The organism is Comamonas sp. E6, from assembly GCF_001010305.1.
Classification (GTDB): Bacteria; Pseudomonadota; Gammaproteobacteria; order Burkholderiales; family Burkholderiaceae_C; genus Comamonas; species Comamonas thiooxydans.
In genome coordinates, this window is record NZ_BBXH01000030.1 from 12,489 (window position 1) to 32,723 (window position 20,235).

Annotated in this window: 16 protein-coding genes; 10 read left to right on the forward strand and 6 right to left on the reverse strand. The window is 61.8% G+C overall.

The genetic code is table 11. The annotated features are described in order from the left end of the window. Positions 1 to 13: 13 nt before the first annotated feature. Positions 14 to 1,222 (forward strand): MFS transporter, encoded by a 1,209-nt coding sequence (locus tag CSE6_RS22460; RefSeq protein ID WP_045838773.1) that lies wholly within the window; start codon positions 14 to 16, stop codon positions 1,220 to 1,222. A 113-nt stretch (positions 1,223 to 1,335) separates the two neighbouring features. Here CSE6_RS22460 and htpG read toward each other — a convergent pair whose 3' ends face one another. From htpG to CSE6_RS22480, 3 genes are all read right to left on the reverse strand, one after another. Continuing rightward, on the reverse strand, positions 1,336 to 3,285 hold the full coding sequence (gene htpG / locus CSE6_RS22465) for a molecular chaperone HtpG (RefSeq protein WP_034377265.1): 1,950 nt from the start codon (positions 3,283 to 3,285) through the stop codon (positions 1,336 to 1,338). Positions 3,286 to 3,612: 327 nt separating this feature from the next. Next, positions 3,613 to 5,595, reverse strand: coding sequence for a pseudouridine synthase (locus CSE6_RS26585; protein ID WP_238585781.1), 1,983 nt, complete (start codon positions 5,593 to 5,595; stop codon positions 3,613 to 3,615). A gap of 84 nt (positions 5,596 to 5,679) precedes the next feature. Then, entirely contained in the window at positions 5,680 to 6,411 is a 732-nt protein-coding gene (locus CSE6_RS22480) for a Crp/Fnr family transcriptional regulator (RefSeq protein ID WP_034355313.1), read from the reverse strand. Between the two features lie 226 nt (positions 6,412 to 6,637). Between CSE6_RS22480 and CSE6_RS22485 the strand changes: the two genes are divergently transcribed. The 8 genes from CSE6_RS22485 (at position 6,638) to CSE6_RS22520 (ending at position 16,618) form a co-directional block, all read left to right on the forward strand. Continuing rightward, on the forward strand, positions 6,638 to 8,575 hold the full coding sequence (locus CSE6_RS22485) for a long-chain fatty acid--CoA ligase (protein WP_034354799.1): 1,938 nt from the start codon (positions 6,638 to 6,640) through the stop codon (positions 8,573 to 8,575). An 11-nt stretch (positions 8,576 to 8,586) separates the two neighbouring features. Further along, complete coding sequence (locus CSE6_RS22490; protein WP_003068658.1) at positions 8,587 to 9,372, forward strand: ABC transporter ATP-binding protein; 786 nt, start codon at positions 8,587 to 8,589, stop codon at positions 9,370 to 9,372. 10 nt (positions 9,373 to 9,382) lie between these two features. Continuing rightward, on the forward strand, positions 9,383 to 10,312 hold the full coding sequence (locus tag CSE6_RS22495; protein WP_034354802.1) for a branched-chain amino acid ABC transporter permease: 930 nt from the start codon (positions 9,383 to 9,385) through the stop codon (positions 10,310 to 10,312). Positions 10,313 to 10,329: 17 nt separating this feature from the next. Next, the gene (locus CSE6_RS22500; protein ID WP_003068654.1) at positions 10,330 to 11,394 is read left to right on the forward strand and encodes a branched-chain amino acid ABC transporter permease; all 1,065 of its coding nucleotides are present in this window, start codon (positions 10,330 to 10,332) and stop codon (positions 11,392 to 11,394) included. A 197-nt stretch (positions 11,395 to 11,591) separates the two neighbouring features. Continuing rightward, positions 11,592 to 12,908 carry an ABC transporter substrate-binding protein gene (locus CSE6_RS22505; RefSeq protein ID WP_034354805.1) on the forward strand — a complete coding sequence of 439 codons (1,317 nt, stop codon included), beginning with the start codon at positions 11,592 to 11,594 and terminating at the stop codon, positions 12,906 to 12,908. A 199-nt stretch (positions 12,909 to 13,107) separates the two neighbouring features. Beyond that, positions 13,108 to 13,947, forward strand: a complete 840-nt coding sequence (locus CSE6_RS22510; RefSeq protein ID WP_012840001.1) for an ABC transporter ATP-binding protein — start codon at positions 13,108 to 13,110, stop codon at positions 13,945 to 13,947. A gap of 159 nt (positions 13,948 to 14,106) precedes the next feature. Then, positions 14,107 to 15,354 carry a phenylacetate--CoA ligase family protein gene (locus CSE6_RS22515; protein WP_034377273.1) on the forward strand — a complete coding sequence of 416 codons (1,248 nt, stop codon included), beginning with the start codon at positions 14,107 to 14,109 and terminating at the stop codon, positions 15,352 to 15,354. A gap of 274 nt (positions 15,355 to 15,628) precedes the next feature. Continuing rightward, complete coding sequence (locus CSE6_RS22520; RefSeq protein WP_034377274.1) at positions 15,629 to 16,618, forward strand: tripartite tricarboxylate transporter substrate-binding protein; 990 nt, start codon at positions 15,629 to 15,631, stop codon at positions 16,616 to 16,618. A gap of 75 nt (positions 16,619 to 16,693) precedes the next feature. Here the strand turns inward: CSE6_RS22520 and CSE6_RS22525 are convergent, their stop codons facing one another. From CSE6_RS22525 to CSE6_RS22535, 3 genes are all read right to left on the reverse strand, one after another. Next, a complete protein-coding gene (locus tag CSE6_RS22525) occupies positions 16,694 to 17,014 on the reverse strand; it encodes a DUF1840 domain-containing protein (protein ID WP_034354819.1) in 321 nt (106 codons plus the stop codon). 12 nt (positions 17,015 to 17,026) lie between these two features. Further along, on the reverse strand, positions 17,027 to 18,298 hold the full coding sequence (locus tag CSE6_RS22530) for a cyclopropane-fatty-acyl-phospholipid synthase family protein (protein WP_083994797.1): 1,272 nt from the start codon (positions 18,296 to 18,298) through the stop codon (positions 17,027 to 17,029). Positions 18,299 to 18,372: 74 nt separating this feature from the next. Then, entirely contained in the window at positions 18,373 to 18,990 is a 618-nt protein-coding gene (locus CSE6_RS22535; protein ID WP_059441547.1) for a hypothetical protein, read from the reverse strand. A gap of 42 nt (positions 18,991 to 19,032) precedes the next feature. Here CSE6_RS22535 and CSE6_RS22540 point away from each other — a divergent pair, with 42 nt between their 5' ends. Further along, positions 19,033 to 20,214 carry an aminopeptidase gene (locus CSE6_RS22540; RefSeq protein WP_059441548.1) on the forward strand — a complete coding sequence of 394 codons (1,182 nt, stop codon included), beginning with the start codon at positions 19,033 to 19,035 and terminating at the stop codon, positions 20,212 to 20,214. The last annotated feature ends 21 nt before the right edge of the window (positions 20,215 to 20,235 follow it).

Consider the following 20,235-nt stretch of genomic DNA (forward strand, 5'->3'; position numbering starts at 1 on the left):
ACCTGAACGCCTCATGAAAACCACAACACCAGCGGCCACTACCGTCCTCTCCAGAACCACCTTGCTGCTCATGGCCACGGCCTGCGGTCTGTGCGCCGGAGCCAATTACTTCAACCAGCCCTTGCTCAACTCCATGGTCCAGCATCTGCACATCAGCGATGCCCAGGCCTCCAGCACCGTGACCATGGCCCAGGTCTCCTACGGCCTGGGCCTGCTGTTTCTGGTGCCGCTGGGCGATATGCTGGAGCGCCGCCGCCTGGTTCTGACGCTGATGCTGCTAGCCGCCTGCGGCATGCTGCTCTCGGGTATCAGCGGCCTGGCAGGCAGTTTTGCGCTGCTGGCTGCCGGCACGCTGATGGCCGGTGTCTTCTCGGTGGCCGCCCAGGTACTGGTGCCCATGGCGGCCACCTTCGCCGCCCCCGGCACCAGCGGCCGCGCCGTAGGGCTGGTCATGAGCGGCCTGCTGATCGGCATTCTGGCCTCGCGCAGCGTGGCGGGGATTCTGTCCGATCTGGGCGGCTGGAGCACCGTCTACTGGGCAGGTGCCATCGCTACGGCCTTCATGGCTCTGCTGCTGGCACGTGCCTTGCCCAAGGCGGCTCCCGCCGCTCCCGTCAGCTATGGTGAAGTCATGAAGTCCCTGGGGGACTTGTTGCGCCGACATCCGCGCCTGCGCAGCCGCGCGCTGATTGGCGGCACCGGCTTTGCCACCGTGAGCGTGCTGTTCTCCACCATGGCGCTGCTGCTGGCCGGGCCGGGCTTTGAACTCTCGGATCTCATGATCGGCCTGATCGGCATCGTGGGCATTGCCGGCGCACTGATGGCCAATGTGGCAGGCCGCATGGCCGACAAAGGGCTGGAGCAGTCCACCACGCTGGCCGGCGCCATTCTGATGCTGCTGGGCTGGCTGTGCCTGTGGCTGGGCGGCAGCAGCCTCTGGTGGTTCATGCTGGGCCTGCTGGTGGTTGACGGTGCCTTGCAGGCCCTGCACATCAGCAACCAGAACGTGGTCTATGCATTGGCACCCGAGGCCCGCTCGCGCATCAATGCCGTCTATATGACCACGTACTTTCTCGGCGCCTCCCTCGGCTCGGCACTGGGCTCGTGGGCCTGGCTAGCACATGGCTGGGCCGGCACCAGTCTCATGGGCGGCCTGCTGGGCCTGTTCACCCTGGCCATGGTGCTCTGGGATCGCAGCCTGCTTGCACGTTCACGCAGCTAATCAATTTTGATAGCTGGTTGCCCCCTATCTATAAGTGACACAGCCAGAAATCATGAAAAAATCCCCGCAGAGCCACCACTCTGCGGGGATTTTTATCGGGGTAACCGAACCGCTCAGGCCAGCAGCGCGTTCACACGCTTGACATAAGCAGCAGGATCTTCGGGCATGCCGCCCTCGGCCAGCACGGCCTGGTCGAACAGAATCTGGGCCAGATCGTTGAAGTGGACCGAGCCGTCGAGCTTCTTGACCAGGGCGTGATCGGGGTTCACTTCCAGCACCGGCTTGGACTCGGGCGCGGCCTGGCCGGCCTGCTTGAGCAGTCGGGCCAGTTGCAGGCTCATGCCGCCGTCGCTGACCACCAGACAGGCGGGCGAGTCGACCAGGCGACTGGTGGCACGCACGTCTTCGGCACGGTCCTTGAGTGCTTCCTTGAGCTTGGCCAGCACGGGCTTGAAGGCTTCGGCAGCTTCCTCGGCGGCCTTCTTCTCTTCCTCATTCTGCAGCTTGCCCAGATCCACGGCGCCCTTGGCCACGGACTGCAGCGGCGTGCCGTCAAAGTCGTGCAGATAGTTGAGCGCCCACTCGTCCACACGGTCGGTCATCAGCAGGACTTCGATGCCCTTCTTCTTGAACACTTCCAGCTGCGGGCTGTTCTTGGCCGCAGCCAGGGTGTCGGCCGTGATGTAGTAGATCGCGTCCTGACCTTCCTTCATGCGTGCCTTGTAGTCGGCAAACGAGGTGTTCAGACCTTCATGCGTGGTCGTGGCGAAGCGCAGCAGCTTGGCAATGCGTTCCTTGTTGCCGAAGTCCTCGCCCAGCCCTTCCTTGAGCACGGCGCCGAACTCGTTGTAGAACTGGGTGAACTTGCCTTCCTTGGCCTTGTCCTCTTCGCTGACGACATCCTGCACGCCATCCGCAGCCTCGGCCGCAGCTTCATGCCTGTCATGCCGTGCCAGGTCTTCCAGCATCGAAAGCACGCGCTTGGCCGAGCCGTCGCGAATCAGGCGCACATCGCGGCTTTCCTGCAGCAACTCGCGGCTCACGTTCAGCGGCAGGTCGGCAGAGTCGATCACGCCCTTCACAAAACGCAGATACTGAGGCATCAGCGCCTCGGCGTCGTCCATGATGAAGACGCGCTTCACATAGAGCTTGATGCCGGCATGCTTGTCACGCTGGTACAGGTCGAACGGAGCCTTGGCGGGGATATAGAGCAGCTGCGTGTACTCGGTATTGCCTTCGACGCGGTTGTGGCTCCAGGTCAGCGGGTCCTCGAAGTCATGGCTGATGGCCTTGTAGAACTCCTTGTACTGCTCTTCCGTGATGTCCTTCTTGGCGCGGGTCCACAGGGCGCTGGCCTTGTTCACGGTTTCCCATTCGCCGGTCTTGACCATCTCACCAGGCTGATCGTTCTCGCCGTCCTTCCACTCTTCCTTTTCCATCAGGATGGGCAGGCTGATGTGGTCGGAATATTTGGAGATGACCTGCTTGAGCTTGTAGCCGTTGAGAAACTCCTCGGCGTCCTCACGCAGGTGCAGGATGATGCTGGTGCCGCGCTGGGCGCGTTCGATCTGCTCGATCTCGAAGTCGCCCGTGCCACCGCTGATCCAGCGCACGCCGGCCGATGCCGGAGCACCGGCGCGGCGGGTTTCCACGGTGATCTTGTCGGCCACGATGAAGCCTGAATAAAAGCCCACGCCAAACTGGCCGATCAATTGCGAATCGGCCTTCTGGTCGCCGCTGAGCTTTTCCATGAAGGCCTTGGTGCCGCTCTTGGCAATCGTGCCCAGATTGTCGATGGCCTCCTGCTCGCTCATGCCGATGCCGGTATCGGTGATGGTCAGCGTGCGGGCAGCCTTATCAAAGGAAACGCGCACTTCCAGCTCGGGCTGATCGCCGTAGAGACTGGCGTCGCCCAGCGCTTCAAAGCGCAGCTTGTCGCAGGCATCCGATGCATTGGAGATCAGCTCGCGCAGGAAGATTTCCTGGTTGGAATACAGCGAATGCGTGACCAGGTGCAGCAGCTGGGCCACTTCGGCCTGGAAGGAATGGGTTTGCTTTGTCATGTCTTTGTGAGCGAAAAACTGAAATCAAAAGCCGCCCGGAGAACCTCTCAAGGCGATTCGCAGTCATAGCTAGGGCCTGCCCCTGATATTTCAAGGGCTATTCGAGCAAGAAAAAAGCGCAAGCACTTATTCAAAAAGAATAGCTACTTGCGCTTATCAATAAATGGCCAGAGGCCAATTTCACTCAAAATTCGACACACCCCACAACCGGAGACAGCGAGCAAGGGCCTGGGCGGCCCCGTCGCCCCACACCGAGGGTGTCGTCCCCCTCCCATAGCGCGCAGCGCGTAGAGAGAGGGGGAAGCCGCAAAGCGGCTCAGGGGGAGCTTAGAAACTCTCGTGTGGAGCCAGATAGCGCCATTGGCCGGTGGGCAGATTGCCCAGGGTCACGCCGCCGATGCGGATGCGCTTGAGGCCCACGACCTTGAGGCCGACCTGCTCGCACATGCGGCGAATCTGGCGCTTCTTGCCTTCGGTCAGCACAAAGCGCAGTTGCTCGGGGTTCTGCCAGTCCACCTGGGCCGGCTTGAGCGGCTGCTCGTCCAGCGACAGGCCGTGACGCAGCAGAGCCAGCTTTTCCTCTGGGAAGACGGACTGCACATCCACGTCGCGATCACCGAAGGTCACTCGCACCAGGTATTCCTTGTCGACTTCCGAGTCCTCGCCAATGATCTGGCGCGCCACGCGGCCGTCCTGCGTCAGCACCAGCAGACCCACGGAATCGATGTCCAGACGGCCGCAGGGAGCCAAGCCCTTGAGCTGGCTGAAGTTGAAGCGCGTCTTGCTGCGGTCTTCGTTCCAGCGGTTTTCGTTGGTGATCAGCACCACGGCGGGCTCATGGCCGTCCTCGGCCTGACCGCTGACATAGCCCATGGGCTTGTTCAGCAGGATGGTGACCTGCTGGTCCTGGCGTTCCTGAGCCTTCTGGTCGATCTCGATCCTGTCGCCGGGCACCACGTTCTGGCCCATGGTTGCGACTTCGCCGTTGACCGTGACCCAGCCGTTTTCCACCCACTCATCGGCTTCGCGACGCGAGCACATGCCCATGTCGGCAATTCGCTTGTTAATGCGAATGGCACCGGGACGGTCGTCCTGGCGCGCTTCGGCTTCGGGAGCACGCTTGACGGGAATCGCACGGTCCGAGCCATCGGCTGCGGGGCGATAGGTGCGAATACCGGTGGTGGGGCGACGGGTCGCCTCCGACACAAACGAGCCGGGGATATGGCGCTTCTCAGGCTCGCTACCGCGCTCGTCGCGGCGTTCACCACGGCGCTCGTCGTTGCGGCGGTCATCACCGCGACGGGCATCCCCGCGGCGGTCGTCACGATCAAAGGAGCGGCCTTCGGGACGGTCACCGTAGCCACGGTTCTGCGGACGATCACCAAAGTTGCGGCCTTGCGGGCGACCGCCACCACGGCGCTCGCCATCACGGGGCTGGTATTCACGGCGTTCGCCACCTTCGGAGCGGTCTGGGCGACCATAACCACGGCTTTGCGGACGGTCACCAAAGTCACGACCTTGAGGACGCTCATCGCGGCGGCCTTCAAAGCGATCACCGCCACGACGTTCGCCGTCGCGTGGACGGAATTCACGGCGCTCGCCACCTTCGGAGCGCTCAAAACGGCCCTGGTCGGGACGGCCAAAACCGGACGAACGTGGACGGTCACCAAAGTCACGGCCGCCTTGCGGGCGGTCATCACGGCGGTCGTCACGGGGGCGGAATTCACGGCGCTCGCCACCTTCGGAACGCTCGAAGCGGCCCTGGTCGGGGCGACCAAAACCGGACGAACGTGGACGGTCACCAAAGTCACGGCCGCCTTGAGGGCGGTCATCACGGCGGTCGTCACGGGGACGGAACTCGCGGCGCTCGCCGCCACGCTCGCCACCGCGATCACCATCACGCGACTCGCCATAGGGGCGGAAACCACGGTCACCGCCGCCAAAGCGGCGCTCGCCGCCTTCATCGCGATCGGTGCGGGGGCGGCGCTCATCGCGCTGCGAGAAGCCGCCGCGACGTTCACCGTCGTCACGAGCAGGGCGGCCGCCATCGGGACGACCAAAGCCTGAAGCGCGGGGGCGCTCGTCGCGCTCACGCTGAGGGCGGGCGCCACGTTCGCCACGCGGGCCTTCACTACGCGGGCCGCGATCGGTACCGCCAGCGGGCCTGGAGCCACGGGCTGCCGCAGGCTTTTCGGCCTTGGCTGGCTTGGCCGGTGCACGCAAAACAGGGCGCGCCGACGAGGAATCAGAGGGCGCGGAGGATTTGCCAGCACCAGGGGCGCCGGACTCTTTAGGAGGTTTGACTGACATTTGGGCGTAATTGTCTCGCGACGCGCGGGCGCGAGGCGAGAGTTATCCACAATTCCAGCGCGGAGCTAGGTTATAGGACGTCCCTCAGGCAAGCGCCTTGCGCGACGCACAGAACTCACCATGCCGCAGCGCTTCCAGGTCCAGTACGCGCAGGCCGCCATACTCGATCTGGATCACGCGCTCGCGCTGCAGCACAGACAAGGCCTCGTTCACACGCTGACGTGACAGGCCGACCAGATTGGCCAGCTCCTGCTGGGTGATGCGCAGAATCTGCCCCACGCCGGGATAGAGCAAGGGGTTGAACAAGGCGGCCAGAGTACGCGCCACGCGCAGATCGGGGTTGCTCATGCGGTCGATCTCGCGCGCCGCGATGAACTGGCCCAGGCGCTCGTTGAGCTGGTTCATCACAAAACGATTGAAGCCTATGGAGTGATCAAGCAGCCAGTGGAACATGTCTATGGGCAGGCCGCCCACAACCGTCTTGCGGATGGCCTGCACGTTGTAGCGATAGGGCTCGCGCTTGATGACCGTTCCCTCCCCAAACCAGCCGCCGGGAGGCAGGCCGGCCAGCGTCATGCTGACTCCGTCGGCGCTTTCGGTGTTCATCTTGAGCAGGCCGTCGACCACGCCAAACCAGTAGGTAGGCGGGCGACCGGTGCGGCAGACATAGTCGCCCGGCTCGGCATCGCCGACGAGCAGCACGCGTGCCACGTTTTCACGCTCCATGGGCAACAGAACGGGCCACCAGGGAATGCCATCGAGTTCTGAGCTCAAAGGCTTGCGCCGCCTTTGATGCAGGGACAGTTCTTGACTCATGCCCAGAAGCATTGCCAAAGCCGCGCTGGCGCAACAGCGGGATTTCCACGAGGCAGCAAATGCGCCATTTTCAGCAGCATTTGTTACAGCGGATTTTCACTATGCAGGCTTTCCCTCAAATTGTCGTCAAACAGACATCCTGACGTCAAAGTCACTCATAGCATGTCTGCAAGACTTTCGTGAAGGGTAGCCGCGGCGGCTCCAACCCCAACCAAGAGGATCAGGCATGACAACCACGTTCCCGCAACTGCTGCTCAAGCACGCGACAGAACGCCCCGATGCGCCCGCCCTGCGCGAAAAGGAGTATGGCATCTGGCAAACCTGGAGCTGGCGCGAAGCCGCACAGACCGTACGCCACATGGCCTGCGGCCTGCGCGCGCTGGGGCTTGAAAGTGGCCAGAACCTGGCGTTCATCAGCGATAACCGGCCTCATGTCTACATGGGCTTTCTGGCCGTTCAGGCCTGTGGCGCAGTGCCCATTCCGCTGTACCAGGATGCCGTGGCCGCCGAGATGCGCTTTGTGATGGAGGACGCGGAGATCGCGTTCGCCTTTGCCGAGAACCAGGAACAGGTGGACAAGTTGCTGGAAGTACGCGAGAGCGTGCCAAGCATTCGCCACATCATCTATGACGACCCGCGCGGCCTGCGCAAATATGACCAACCCGGACTCATCAGCACCGATGAGCTGCTGGCCAAGGGCAAGGAATGGGATGCACGGCACGCAGGAGCCTATGAGGCCATGCTCCAGGCCGTCTCGCCCGACGATGTCTCGGTCATCCTCTACACCTCGGGCACCACGGGCAAGCCCAAGGGGGTGTGCCAGACCCACGCCAGCTTTGGCGAATCTGCCCGCGGCGGCGTGCAGACCGATGGCCTGAATGCTTCGGACAATGTGATCTGCTATCTGCCGCCGGCCTGGGTGGGAGACCATCTGTTCTCGTTTGCGCAATGGCTGGTGGCGGGCTTCACCATCAACTGCCCGGAATCCGCCTCGACCATCGCCATCGACCTGCGCGAGATCGGACCCAGCTACTACTTTGCTCCGCCGCGCATATTCGAGGGCATGCTGACCTCGGTTTCCATTCGCATGGAAGATGCCTCGCCGCTCAAGCAATGGATGTATGCCAAGGCCATGGAGGTGGCACGTCGCGTAGGCTCGGACATTCTGGACGGCAAGAACGTCAGTGCCATGGATCGCCTCAAATACCAGTTGGGCAGCTTGTTCATCTACGGACCGCTGCGCAATGCTCTGGGCCTTTCGCGCATCCGCGTGGCCTATACGGCAGGCGCTGCCATCGGCCCCGAGCTGTTTCGCTTCTTCCGCTCCATCGGAATCAACCTCAAGCAGCTCTACGGTCAAACCGAAACCTGTGCCTATGTCTGCCTGCAGCGCGACCGCCAGGTGGAACTCTCCAGCGTGGGCCAGGCGGCTCCGGGCATCGAGCTCAAGATTGCCGACAACGGCGAGGTGCTGGTCAAGGGTGTGTCCGTGCTCAAGGAGTACTACAAGCGCCCCGACGCCACGGCAGAGGTGATCGACGCCAGCGGCTACTTCCATACCGGCGATGCCGGCGTGATCGATGCCAACGGTCAGCTGCGCATCATCGACCGCGCCAAGGATGTGGGCAAGACCAGCCGCGGCGCCATGTTCGCGCCCAACTACATAGAGAACAAGCTCAAGTTCTTCCCGCATATCAAGGAAGCCGTTTGCTTCGGCCATGGCAAGGACGAGGTCTGTGCCTTCATCAACATCGACTACGAGGCCGTGGGCAACTGGGCCGAGCGCCAGGGTCTGCCCTACGGCGGCTATGTGGACCTGGCCAGCAAGGCCAAGGTGCTGGAGCTGGTGGCCGACTGCATAGACAAGGTCAACGCCGACTTGGCCAGCGAGCCCGGCATGGCCGACACCCAGGTGGCGCGCTTTCTGGTGCTGCACAAGGAGCTGGACCCCGATGACGACGAGCTGACCCGCACCCGCAAGGTGCGCCGCAACTTCATCGCCGACAAGTACGGCGTGCTGGTGGAGGCGCTCTACACCGGCAAGCAGCAGCAGTTCATCGAGACCCTGGTGAAGTTCGAGGACGGCCGCACGGGCAGCGTCAGCGCCACGCTGACCATCGTCGAAGCCAAGCTCCACCCGGCTTCGGCCAAGGCTGCTGCCTGAGAGGAATTTTCATGAATACAAGAACCAGCGGCGAAGTGATTCTGGACATCAAGAACATCAGTCTGCGTTTCGGCGGCGTCAAGGCCTTGACCGATATCTCGTTCAATGTCAAAGAGCACGAAATCCGCTCCATCATCGGCCCCAACGGCGCCGGCAAGAGCTCCATGCTCAACTGCATCAACGGCGTCTATACACCGTCCGAAGGCTCCATCACCTTTCGCGGCCAGACCTTCAGTCATATGAACAGCCGCCAAGTGGCCGAGATGGGTGTCGCACGCACCTTCCAGAACCTGGCGCTGTTCAAGGGCATGAGCGTGATCGACAACATCATGACCGGCCGCAACCTCAAGATCAGGAGCAACATCCTCATGCAGGCCCTGCGCATCGGCCCCGCGCAACGCGAGGAAATGCAGCACCGCGAGTTCGTCGAGCACATCATCGACTTTCTCGAAATCCAGGCCTATCGCAAGACTCCCGTGGGTCAGCTTCCCTATGGCCTGCAAAAGCGCGTGGACCTGGGCCGAGCCCTGGCCATGGAGCCTCAGGTTCTGCTGCTGGACGAGCCCATGGCCGGCATGAACGTGGAAGAAAAGCAGGACATGTGCCGCTTCATCCTCGATGTGAACGAGGAGTTCGGCACCACCATCGTGCTCATCGAACACGATATGGGCGTGGTCATGGACATTTCGGACCGTGTCGTGGTGCTGGACTATGGCAAGAAGATCGGCGACGGCGCTCCCGATGAAGTACGCAACAACGAAGACGTGATCCGCGCCTATCTGGGCGCAGGCCACTGAAGGAGCAGTCATGGGATTTTTCTTAGAGACATTGTTCGGCGGCCTCATGGTGGGCACGCTGTATGCACTGATCGCCATCGGCTTCGTGCTGATCTTCAAGGCCTCCGGCGTCTTCAACTTTGCGCAAGGCGCCATGGTGCTGTTTTCAGCCCTGGCCATGGCGCGTTTTTCGCAATGGATTCCCGGCTGGCTGGGCCTGGAGCCGGGGCTGGTCGGCAACCTGCTGGCCATCGCCGTCACCCTGGCGCTGATGGTAGGCGTGGCCTGGGTGATCGAACGTCTGGCCCTGCGCCATCTGGTCAATCAGGAGCCCATCACCTTGCTGATGGCCACGCTGGGCATTGCCTATTTGCTCGATGGCCTCGGCCCCATGGTCTTTGGCAGCGAGGTCTACAAGATTGACGTAGGCATGCCCAAGGACCCCGTCTTCATTATGGACAGCCTGTTTCAAGGCGGCGTGATGATCAGCCTGGAAGACCTGTATGCGGCATGCATCGCCGCCATCCTGGTGATCTGCCTGAGCCTTTTCTTTCAGAAGACCAAAACCGGACGCGCGCTGCGTGCAGTGGCCGACGACCACCAGGCCGCCCAGTCCATCGGCATTCCGCTGTCGCGCATCTGGGTCATCGTCTGGTCGGTGGCCGGCGGCGTGGCTCTGGTCGTCGGCATCATCTGGGGCAGCAAGCTGGGCGTTCAGTACTCGCTGTCGCTGGTGGCCCTGAAGGCCCTGCCCGTGGTGATTCTGGGCGGCCTGACATCACTGCCCGGCGCCATCATCGGCGGCCTGATCATCGGCGTGGGAGAGAAGCTCTCCGAGGTCTACATCGGCCCCATGGTGGGCGGCGGCATCGAGACCTGGTTTGCCTATGGTCTGGCCCTTTGCTTCCTGCTGGTACGACCCCAAGGTCTGTTCGGCGACAAGATCATTGACCGCGTCTGAACAGGGAGAACAAGAATATGTTTTATCGTGAAAACGGCCAGTTCAAGACCAGCTACGCGGCAGACCAGCAGATCTTCGGCGTCGCGCAGGACCGCTGGGTCATCCTGCTGGTGCTGGCCTTTGCCTTCCTGGCCATTCCCTTCATTGCCAGCGACTACACCTTCCAGGCGATTCTGATTCCTTTCGTCATCATGTCGCTGGCGGCGCTGGGACTCAATATCCTCGTCGGCTACTGCGGCCAGATTTCGCTGGGTACCGCCGCCTTCATGGCCGTGGGTGCCTATGCGGCCTACAACCTGCAGGCCCGCATTGAAGGCATGCCTTTGCTGGTGGCACTTCTGGGCGGTGGCGTGGTGGCCATGGCGTTCGGCGTGGTGTTCGGTCTGCCCAGCCTGCGCATTCGCGGCCTGTATCTGGCCGTAGCCACGCTGGCCGCCCAGTTCTTTGTGGACTGGCTGGCGACCCGCGCGGCCTGGGTGACGAACAACTCCTCATCCGGCTCCGTCAGCGCCAAGCCACTGGCCATTCTGGGCTGGGCCATCGACACGCCCATGGAAAAGTACCTGCTCTGCCTGGCCATCCTGTGTCTGCTCGGACTGGCCGCCAAGAATCTGGTGCGCAGCTCGGTAGGTCGTGAATGGATGGCCATGCGCGACATGGACGTGGCGGCTGCCGTGATCGGCATCCGCCCCACCTACGCCAAGCTGTCGGCCTTTGCCGTGAGCAGCTTCATCGTCGGCGTGGCCGGTGCGCTCTGGGGCTTTGTCCACCTAGGCGCCTGGGAACCCGCAGCCTTCAGCCTGGACCGCTCTCTGCAGTTGCTGTTCATGATCATCATCGGCGGCCTGGGCTCGGTCGTGGGCAGCATCTTCGGCGCCGCCTTCTTCGTGCTGCTGCCGCTGCTGCTCAACCAGGTGCCCCACTGGCTGGGCCTGCCGCTGTCCACAGCCACGGCGACCTATCTCGAGCACATGATTTTTGGTGCGCTCATCGTGTTCTTCCTGATTGTGGAACCCCACGGATTGGCCAAGCTCTGGGCCACGGCCCGTCAGAAGCTGCGCGTCTGGCCGTTTCCGCATTGATGACTCCCCTTGTGCCGCTGACGCGGCTTCTCCCAAGGGGGACGGCACCTTCGCCGGGGCGGCCCCGCCGCGAGGCGGCTCTTGCTCGGTGCCCTGAATTGCTGAGTGCTTGATTGAGAGATAGCTGATTTATTTACAAGACACCGCAGAGTGCCTGCAACCGGGACAGCGTCCCATACAACCCAAGGAGACAGTCGATGATGTTCAAGAAAGTTGCGATTGCTGCCGCTGCTGTTGCTGCAGGCATGGGAGCCTTGATGGCCTCGCCTGCGGCTCAGGCCCAGGAGCAGTTCGTGCCTCTGCTGGTGTATCGCACGGGCCAGTTCGCGCCCCTGGGTATTCCATGGGCGGACGGCAAGCAGGATTACCTCAAGCTGGTCAATGCCAAGGGTGGCGTCAACGGTGTGAAGATCAAATTCGAGGAATGCGAAACCGCCTATGACACGGCCAAGGGTGTGGAATGCTACGAGCGCCTCAAGAACAAGGACGGCGGCGCCTCGGGCTTTGACACCCAGTCCACCGGCATCACCTTTGCCGTGACCGACAAGGCTCCCGGCGACAAGGTGCCAGTGGTCACCCCAGGCTATGGTCTGTCCCAGTCCGTGGACGGCAAGGTCTTCGAGTGGAACTTCCCGCTGCTGGGCAACTACTGGACAGCCGCCGACTCCATCGTGCAGGACATTCTGAAGAAGGAAAAAGGCAACCTCAAGGGCAAGAAGATCGCACTGGTCTATCACGACTCGCCTTATGGCAAGGAGCCGATTCCGCTGCTGGAAAAGCGCGCCGCCAAGGATGGCTTTGAGCTGATCAAGCTGCCCGTGACTGCCCCCGGCGTGGAGCAAAAATCCACCTGGCTGCAGATTCGCCAGAACCGCCCCGACTATGTGCTGCTGTGGTCGGCCGGCGTGATGACTCCTACGGCCGTGCGTGAGGCGCAGGCCACGGGCTACCCGCGCGAGAAGATGTATGCCGTCTGGTGGGGCGGCTCCGACCATGACGTCAAGGACATCGGTGCCGGCGCCAAGGGCTACAACACGGTGACCATCCACAACACTGCCGAGAGCGACAAGGTGCATGGCGACATCAAGTCCATGCTCTACGACAAGGGTCAGGGCACCGCCAAGGACGCCAAGGAACTGGGCCAGCTGGCACATACTCGCGGCATTGTGATCTCCATGCTGCAGGTCGAGGCCATCCGCACCGCTCAGGAAAAGTTCGGCAAAGGCAAGGTCATGACACCCGAGCAGGTGCGCTGGGGCCTGGAGAACCTGAATATGACGCAGGAACGCCTGAACGAGCTGGGCTTCGGCAAGATCATCCGCCCCTTCAAGACCAGCTGCGACAACCATCTGGGCGCCGACTGGGCCCGTATTGCCACCTGGGACGGCGCCAAGTTCAAGGTGACTTCCGACTGGTACCAGGCCGACAAGTCCATGGTCGATCCGCTCTACAAGGAATTCGCGGAAAAGTACGCCAAGGAAAAGAACGTCAAGGTAAGAACCTGCACCCCCTGAGGCGCGTCGCGCCTTCCCCCTCACTGGCGCCTGGCGCCTGAGGGGGACGACATCCTCGCTGCGGCGCGGCCAGCCCCGGTCCTTGCTTGATGTCTCTGACCAAGGCTCGCCTCGTCGCAACCGGATTTATAAAAATCAGCCTCAAGCGCTTATCCATGAAGTGCAGACAGCTATCTATTTTGAGTTATCAGGTGACCGCATGACCGATATCGCGCACACAGTTTCCACTTCCGCCCAGACCGCACCGCTGGTGGAAGTCAATGGCATCGAGGTCATCTACAACCATGTGATCCTGGTGCTCAAGGGCGTCTCGCTACAAGTCCCCCACCAAAGCATCGTGGCCCTGCTGGGCGGCAATGGCGCGGGCAAGACCACCACGCTGCGCGCCATCTCCAATCTGCTCAAGGGCGAGCGCGGCGAAGTCACCAAAGGCGGCATCACACTGGAAGGCGAGCAGATCGCCAACCTCTCGCCCGCCGAACTTGTCAAGCGCGGAGTGGTCCAGGTCATGGAAGGACGCCACTGCTTCGCCCACCTGACGATCGAAGAAAACCTGCTCACCGGCAGCTACACACGCACGGACAAGGGCGAGATTGCAGCCAATCTCGAGAAGGTCTACAACTACTTCCCGCGCCTCAAGACCCGGCGCACCAGCCAGGCGGCCTACACCTCGGGCGGCGAGCAGCAGATGTGCGCCATCGGCCGTGCGCTGATGAGCAACCCGCGTATGGTTTTGCTAGACGAGCCCTCCATGGGCCTGGCACCGCAGATCGTGGACGAGGTCTTTCACATCGTCAAAGACCTCAACAGCAAGGAAAAAGTCACCTTCCTGCTGGCCGAACAGAACACCAACATGGCGCTCAAATACGCCGACTACGGCTACATCATGGAAAGCGGGCGCATCGTCATGGACGGCTCCGCCAAGGATCTAGCCAGCAACGAGGACGTCAAGGAGTTCTATCTGGGCGTGGGCGGCGGCGAACGCAAGAGCTTCAAGGATGTGAAGAGCTACAAACGCAGAAAACGCTGGTTGGCTTGATGACTGCCCCCTGAGGCGCTTCGCGCCTTCCCCCTAGGGGGACGACGGCCTCGCTGCGCGGCGGCGCTTGCTCGCTGTCTCTGGCTTGGTGCGCGCCAGTTTTTAACTTGCGCCCATTGACTTCAGTTTTGCTTGCAGATTTTCTCTACAGGATTTGCCATGAGTGATTTCTACGATGCCCTGGAAACCCGCAGCCCCGAACAGCGCGAAGCCGACTGCATGGCCAGCCTGCCGCTGCAGATTGCCCATGCACAGCAGCGCTCCAGCGCTTTTGCCGAAATTCTCAAAGGTGTGGATGCGTCCCGTATCACCAGTCGCGCAGCGCTGGCCACCTTGCCTGTGACGCGCAAGAGCGAGCTGCTGGAGCGCCAGGCTGCACAGCGTCCGCAGCAGATTTTTGGCGGCTTCAATGCCATTGGCCTTGGCCACGACATGCCCAGGCTGTTTTCCAGCCCCGGCCCCATCTACGAGCCCGAAAGCCGCCGCCCCGACTACTGGCGCATGGCCCGCTCCATGTACGCCGCGGGCTTCAGGTCTGGGGAGCTGGTGCACAACTGCTTCAGCTATCACTTCGTGCCCGCCGGATCGATGATGGAAACCGGTGCTCAGGCCCTGGGCTGCACGGTGTTCGCGGGCGGCACGGGCCAGACCGAGCAGCAGGTGCAGGCCATGGCCGATCTGCGGCCTGCGGCCTATGTGGGTACGCCCAGTTTTCTGAAAATCATTGTGGAAAAGGCCCAGGAGATGGGAATGAAGCTGCCCAGCCTGACCAAGGCCATGGTCAGCGGCGAAGCCTTCCCCCCCTCGCTCAGCCAATGGATGCGCGATCATGGCATAGACGCCTACCAGAGCTATGGCACGGCCGATCTGGGCCTGATTGCCTATGAGACCAGCGCCCGTGAAGGTCTGGTGCTGGACGAGGGCGTGATCGTGGAGATCGTGCGCCCCGGAACCGGCGACCCTGTGGCCGAGGGCGAGGTGGGCGAGCTGGTCATCACCACGCTCAACCCCGACTATCCGCTGATCCGCTTTGGCACGGGTGACCTCTCGGCCTATCTTGCGGGAACCTGCCCCACGGGTCGCACCAATGCCCGCATCAAGGGCTGGATGGGCCGCGCCGACCAGACCACCAAGGTGCGCGGAATGTTCGTGCATGCCAAACAGGTGGCCGAGGTCGTCAAGCGCTTTCCGCAGATCGTCAGGGCCAGGCTGGTAGTGACGGGTGAGATGGCCAACGACCAGATGCAGTTGCTGGTTGAAACCACGGAAACCGCACCGGGCTTTGCCCTGCAGGTGATCGACGCCTTGCGCGAAGTCACCAAGCTGCGCGGCGAAGTGCAGATGGTGTCTCCCGGAAGCCTGCCCAATGACGGCAAGGTGATCGAGGATGCGCGCTCCTATCAGTGAAGCTCTGAAGAGCTACCAGCATTCGGCTGGCTCTGCGACCTAAAGGTTTTGTACTGGGACTTGAGCTTGGCCAAGCCCCTGCACATGTGTCGCCAATACGCGACAGGCAATCGGTTTGCTTTAACGCAAATGCAATGTGATCGCCCGCTCCATCAAGGGATAACACTTAGAAAATAACAAAAACCCCACAGATTAGCGCTACCTAGAATCCGGCTTTACGTCACGACAAGTCAACCGTCCTGGTCTGCTTGCACATTATTTTTAGGGAGACACTGTGAAAACTATTTTCAAGATCGCCACCATCGCTCTGGCCGCTACCGCAGCCATCAGCAGCCATGCCGACAGCTACCCAGCCGCTGGCAAGACGATCACGATCATCGTGCCTTTCACGGCAGGCGGCCCCACCGACAAGGTGGCTCGCGACCTGGCCGAATCCATGCGCAAGCAGCTGAACAACGCCACCATCGTCATCGACAACGCAGACGGTGCCGGCAGCACGATTGGCACGGCCAAGGCCGCACGTGCACGCAATGACGGCTACACGCTGCTGCTGACGCATATCGGCATGTCCACCATCCCGACGCTGTACCGCAAGCTGTCCTTCAACGTGCTCAACGACTTCGAGTACGCCGGCATCATCAACGATGTGCCCATGACGCTGATCGGCCGCCCCACCCTGCCCGCCAAGAACTTCGCCGAAGTCAAGGACTGGGTCAGCAAAAACCAGGGCAAGGTGAATCTGGCCAACGCCGGCGTGGGCTCGGCCTCGCACCTGTGCGGCCTGATGTTCCAGGCCTCGCTGCAGCAGGACATGACGCCCGTGCCCTACAAGGGTGCAGCTCCTGCGATTGCCGATCTGATGGGCAACCAGGTGGATCTGCTGTGCGACCAGACCACCAATACCACTTCGCAGATTGCCGCCAAGAAGGTTCAGGCCTATGCCGTGACCACTGCCAAGCCTCTGACCACGCCTGCACTCAAGGACCTGCCCACGCTGCAGTCCCTGGGCCTGAAGGACTTCAACGTGACCATCTGGCACGGTCTGTACGCCCCCAAGGGCACGCCTGCCGATGTGGTGCAAAAGATCAACGAAGCCATGAAGGCTTCGCTCAAGGACCCCGAGTTCATCAAGCGCCAGGAAGCCTTGGGGGCCGTGATTGCCAGCGACGACCGTACCAACCCTGCGGGTCACAAGAAGTTTGTGGAAGCCGAAATCGCCAAGTGGGGCAAGGTCATCAAGGCCGCCGGCATCTACGCCGACTGAGAACGCACAATCCGTTCAACGCAAAAAAGCCTGCATCTGCAGGCTTTTTTGCATGGGGCGACCGAAGAAGGCCGCTTACCAGGTCACTTCCTTGCCATCGGCGGCGCTGCGCCTGAGCATGTCTACAAAAGGCACGATGCGCTGGCCCAGGGCCACGCCGTCCTGATTTGCAGGCACGGCATCCTCCTCCTGCGCTTCGTCTTGCGGCTGCGCACGTCTGGCCGCATCTTCGGCGGCAGCAGCCTCCAGCGCGATGATGGCGGCCGGAATCTGCTCCACGGTGATGATGCCATGCACCTCATCGGGAGACTTGCCGATGATTTCCAGCAGCTTGCGGCCGTTGGCGTCCAGCATGATGAGGTCTGCCGTGGCACGCGATTTGAATTTGTAGGGCATGAAGCGACTCCTTCAACGGTAGATGTATTCGCGGTTGAAAGGATAGCCGCTCTGCGCACCCGCCATCGCACCGCTGCGCAGATCGCCATCGGGTTTGCTGCACAGCATCTGATGCAACGCAATCCAGCCATGCTCGAAGCCCATGGCCGAGCCCGCCAGATAAAGACGATAGGCACGCAAAGCCTTAGCGGCCTTTTCCTCGTCGTACTGGGCTTGTAAAATGATTTGAGCTTCGCCCAGCCTGGCCTCCAACCCATCCGACCAGGCCCAAAGCGTGCGCGCGTAGTGCGGGCGCAAGTTCTCGGTATCCACCATTTCCAGTCCGCTGGCCGCCAGATCATGTAGCACGCGGCTGACATGCATGAGCTCTCCACCGGGAAAGATGTAGCGATTGATGAACTCGCCCATGCCGGCCCCCAGCTCCACATTGCTGACACCGCCCGCCGTGATGCCATGGACCAAGGCCAGTCCGCCGGGCCTGAGCATGGAATAAATGGTTTCGAAGTATTCCTGCAGATTGGCGCTGCCCACATGCTCGAACATGCCGACCGAGCCGATCTTGTCGAATGGCTCCACATCAACCATTTGCCGGTAGTCGCGCAACTCGACCTGAACCTTGCCCTGCAGGCCCTTCTCGGCAATCAGACGCTGCACATGATCGAACTGGTTGCGCGACAGTGTGATGCCATGGGCCTGCACGCCGTAATGCTCGGCGGCCCAGAAGACCAGTCCGCCCCAGCCAGAGCCTATGTCCCAGAAGCGCTCTCCGGGCTGGAGCTTGAGCTTTTTGCAGATGTGATCGAGCTTGGCCTCCTGCGCCTGCGCCAGGCTCATGCCCTGCTCTTTGTAGTAAGCGCAGGAATAGACGCGGCGCGGGTCCAGCCACAGCGCGTAGAAATCGTCGGAGAGATCGTAATGAAACTGAATCTGCTCGGCATCGCGGGTCAGCGTGTGCATGGCCAGCGACCTGGCCTTGGAGACCGTCTGCCCCAGCCAGGAGGGCGTATGGCTGACCGGATCACCGCGCAGCAGCCCGGCCGCTGCCGCCATGATGTCGCGGGAGCTGCCCTTGACCTCCACCCAGCCTTCGACGATGGCCGAACCAATCGAGCCGATCTGGCCGTCCAGCAGCGCCGCAACAGCCTTGGGAGAACGAAAAATGAGTTGAACCGCGCTGTGTTCAGGCCCGATACGCTCGCCCGAGGGAAGCTGTATCGATGCAGTCACAGGAAGTCTTGCTAGCAGCGGCTCCAATGTGCTCAACAGGTTTTTCATGAAAACCATTGTTCACATCGACTATGGCAGGGTCAAGACGGAAAACATCCCTGCCTAAAACTGCCTCCAGGTCTGGCAGAGGATCAGTTGCTGGCTTTCACCAGCCTGTCGTAGGCCTTGAGGGTGGCGGGGGCCACAGCCTGCAGCACTTGTTCATAAGCCGTCTTGTGACGCGCCAGCAAGCGCATGGAAGCAACGGTGCGGCTGCGGCAGAACCAGTGGCAGGTGTGTTGCATCAGCATCAGCTCGGCCGTCATGGTGAAGGCTCGGCGCTTGCGCTCTTCCTCGTCGGCCGCATCCCCCACACGGGCAGCCGCCAGCGCCTGGGCATGAAGCTTCATGGTCTCGCGCACATCCATGGTGGCCGAAGGCAGAACCCTGGTCATATAGGGCAGCGCCAGCGGCAGGGTGCTGGCACGCGTCTGCTCGGCCGGCAAGATGGCGAATTCATCCGCGAAACGCTGAAACTGGCTCACCAGGCTGCTCTCGGTATTGGCCAGCACGGGCCAGATCTGTTCACGCCTCTGCGCATCCTTCTCGCCGATGACACGCAGATATCCCTCCATCAGATTGGCCATGAGCTTCTCGATCTGAAAGCGTGCCAGATGCTGGGCCAGAAGCTGGGTGTGCTGACGCTGCTCCTGCTTCTTGAGCACGTAGAGCACGGTGGTGACAATGATGGCGAGCGTTAGAAAATCCATGAAGTGAAACCAGACAGGCGGACAAGCGCAATGAGAAAAAGGATGAGTGTAGTCAGCCTGAGGGCTTTGCTGGGAATTAGTGCCGCAATTGCAGGCCTGACGGGCTGCAGCAGCGCCGGCTATTACTGGCAAGGTTTCAAGGGACAGATGCAGATTCTTCAGGCCGCACGGCCTATTGATGACTGGCTGGCAGAAGACAGTACCTCCTCAGCACTGCGTCAGCGCCTGCAGACCGCGCAACAGATGCGCCGCTTCGCCAGCCGGGAGCTGGCTCTGCCCGACAACGCCAGCTACACCCGCTACGCCCAGCTGCAGCGTCCGTTTGCGGTCTGGAACGTGGTGGCAGCCCCGGCCTACAGCCTGGAGATGCACCAATGGTGCTTTCCCGTCACCGGCTGCATTGCCTACCGAGGCTACTTCAGCAAGAGCGACGCACAGGCGCAGGCACTGACGCTTCAGTCCCAGGGGTTGGAAACCAGCGTCTATGGCGTGCCTGCCTACTCCACGCTGGGCTATCTGAACTGGCTGGGCGGCGATCCCTTGCTCAGCACCTTCACCTCCTGGCAGGAGGGCGACTTTGCCGGCCTGCTGTTCCACGAACTGGCCCACCAGCTGCTGTATGTGAAGAACGACACGGCCTTCAACGAATCCTTTGCCACCACGGTGGAGCGTATGGCCACACCCTTGTGGCTGCACAGCCATGCCAGCGCCGCCACGCAGCAGCGCTGGCAGCAGAGCCTGCAGCGACGCGAGCTATGGCAGCAGCTGACGCGCGAGACCCGCCAGCGCCTGCAACAGATTTATGAACAGAAAAATACTGAAGCCTTTGATGCCAAAGTGCTGGAAGCCATCAAAAGCAAAGTATTTGACGAATTCCGCGCCACTTATGCGCAGCTCAGAGCGCAATGGATTGCCAGCGACGAGCCCCTGCTGACCAGCCTCGCCCTGCGCGAGCAGTATTACCGGCGCCTGACCCAGACCGATGAATGGGTGGCCCAGGCCAATAACGCCAGCTTCGGTGCCCTGGCCGCCTATGACGACTGGGTGCCGGCCATGACTCGCTGGTGGCAGCAACTGCGCGGCGAAGGCCCGGCCACTCCCGAGACCTGGCGCAGCTTCTATGCGCAGATGCGCGAGCTGGCAGCCTTGCCTGCTGAAGAGCGCAAGCTGCGGCTATGCGCCCAATGGGGAAAAGCGGCAGAAACAGCGACCCAGTGCCAATAAATACGTCAAATTGACATAAAA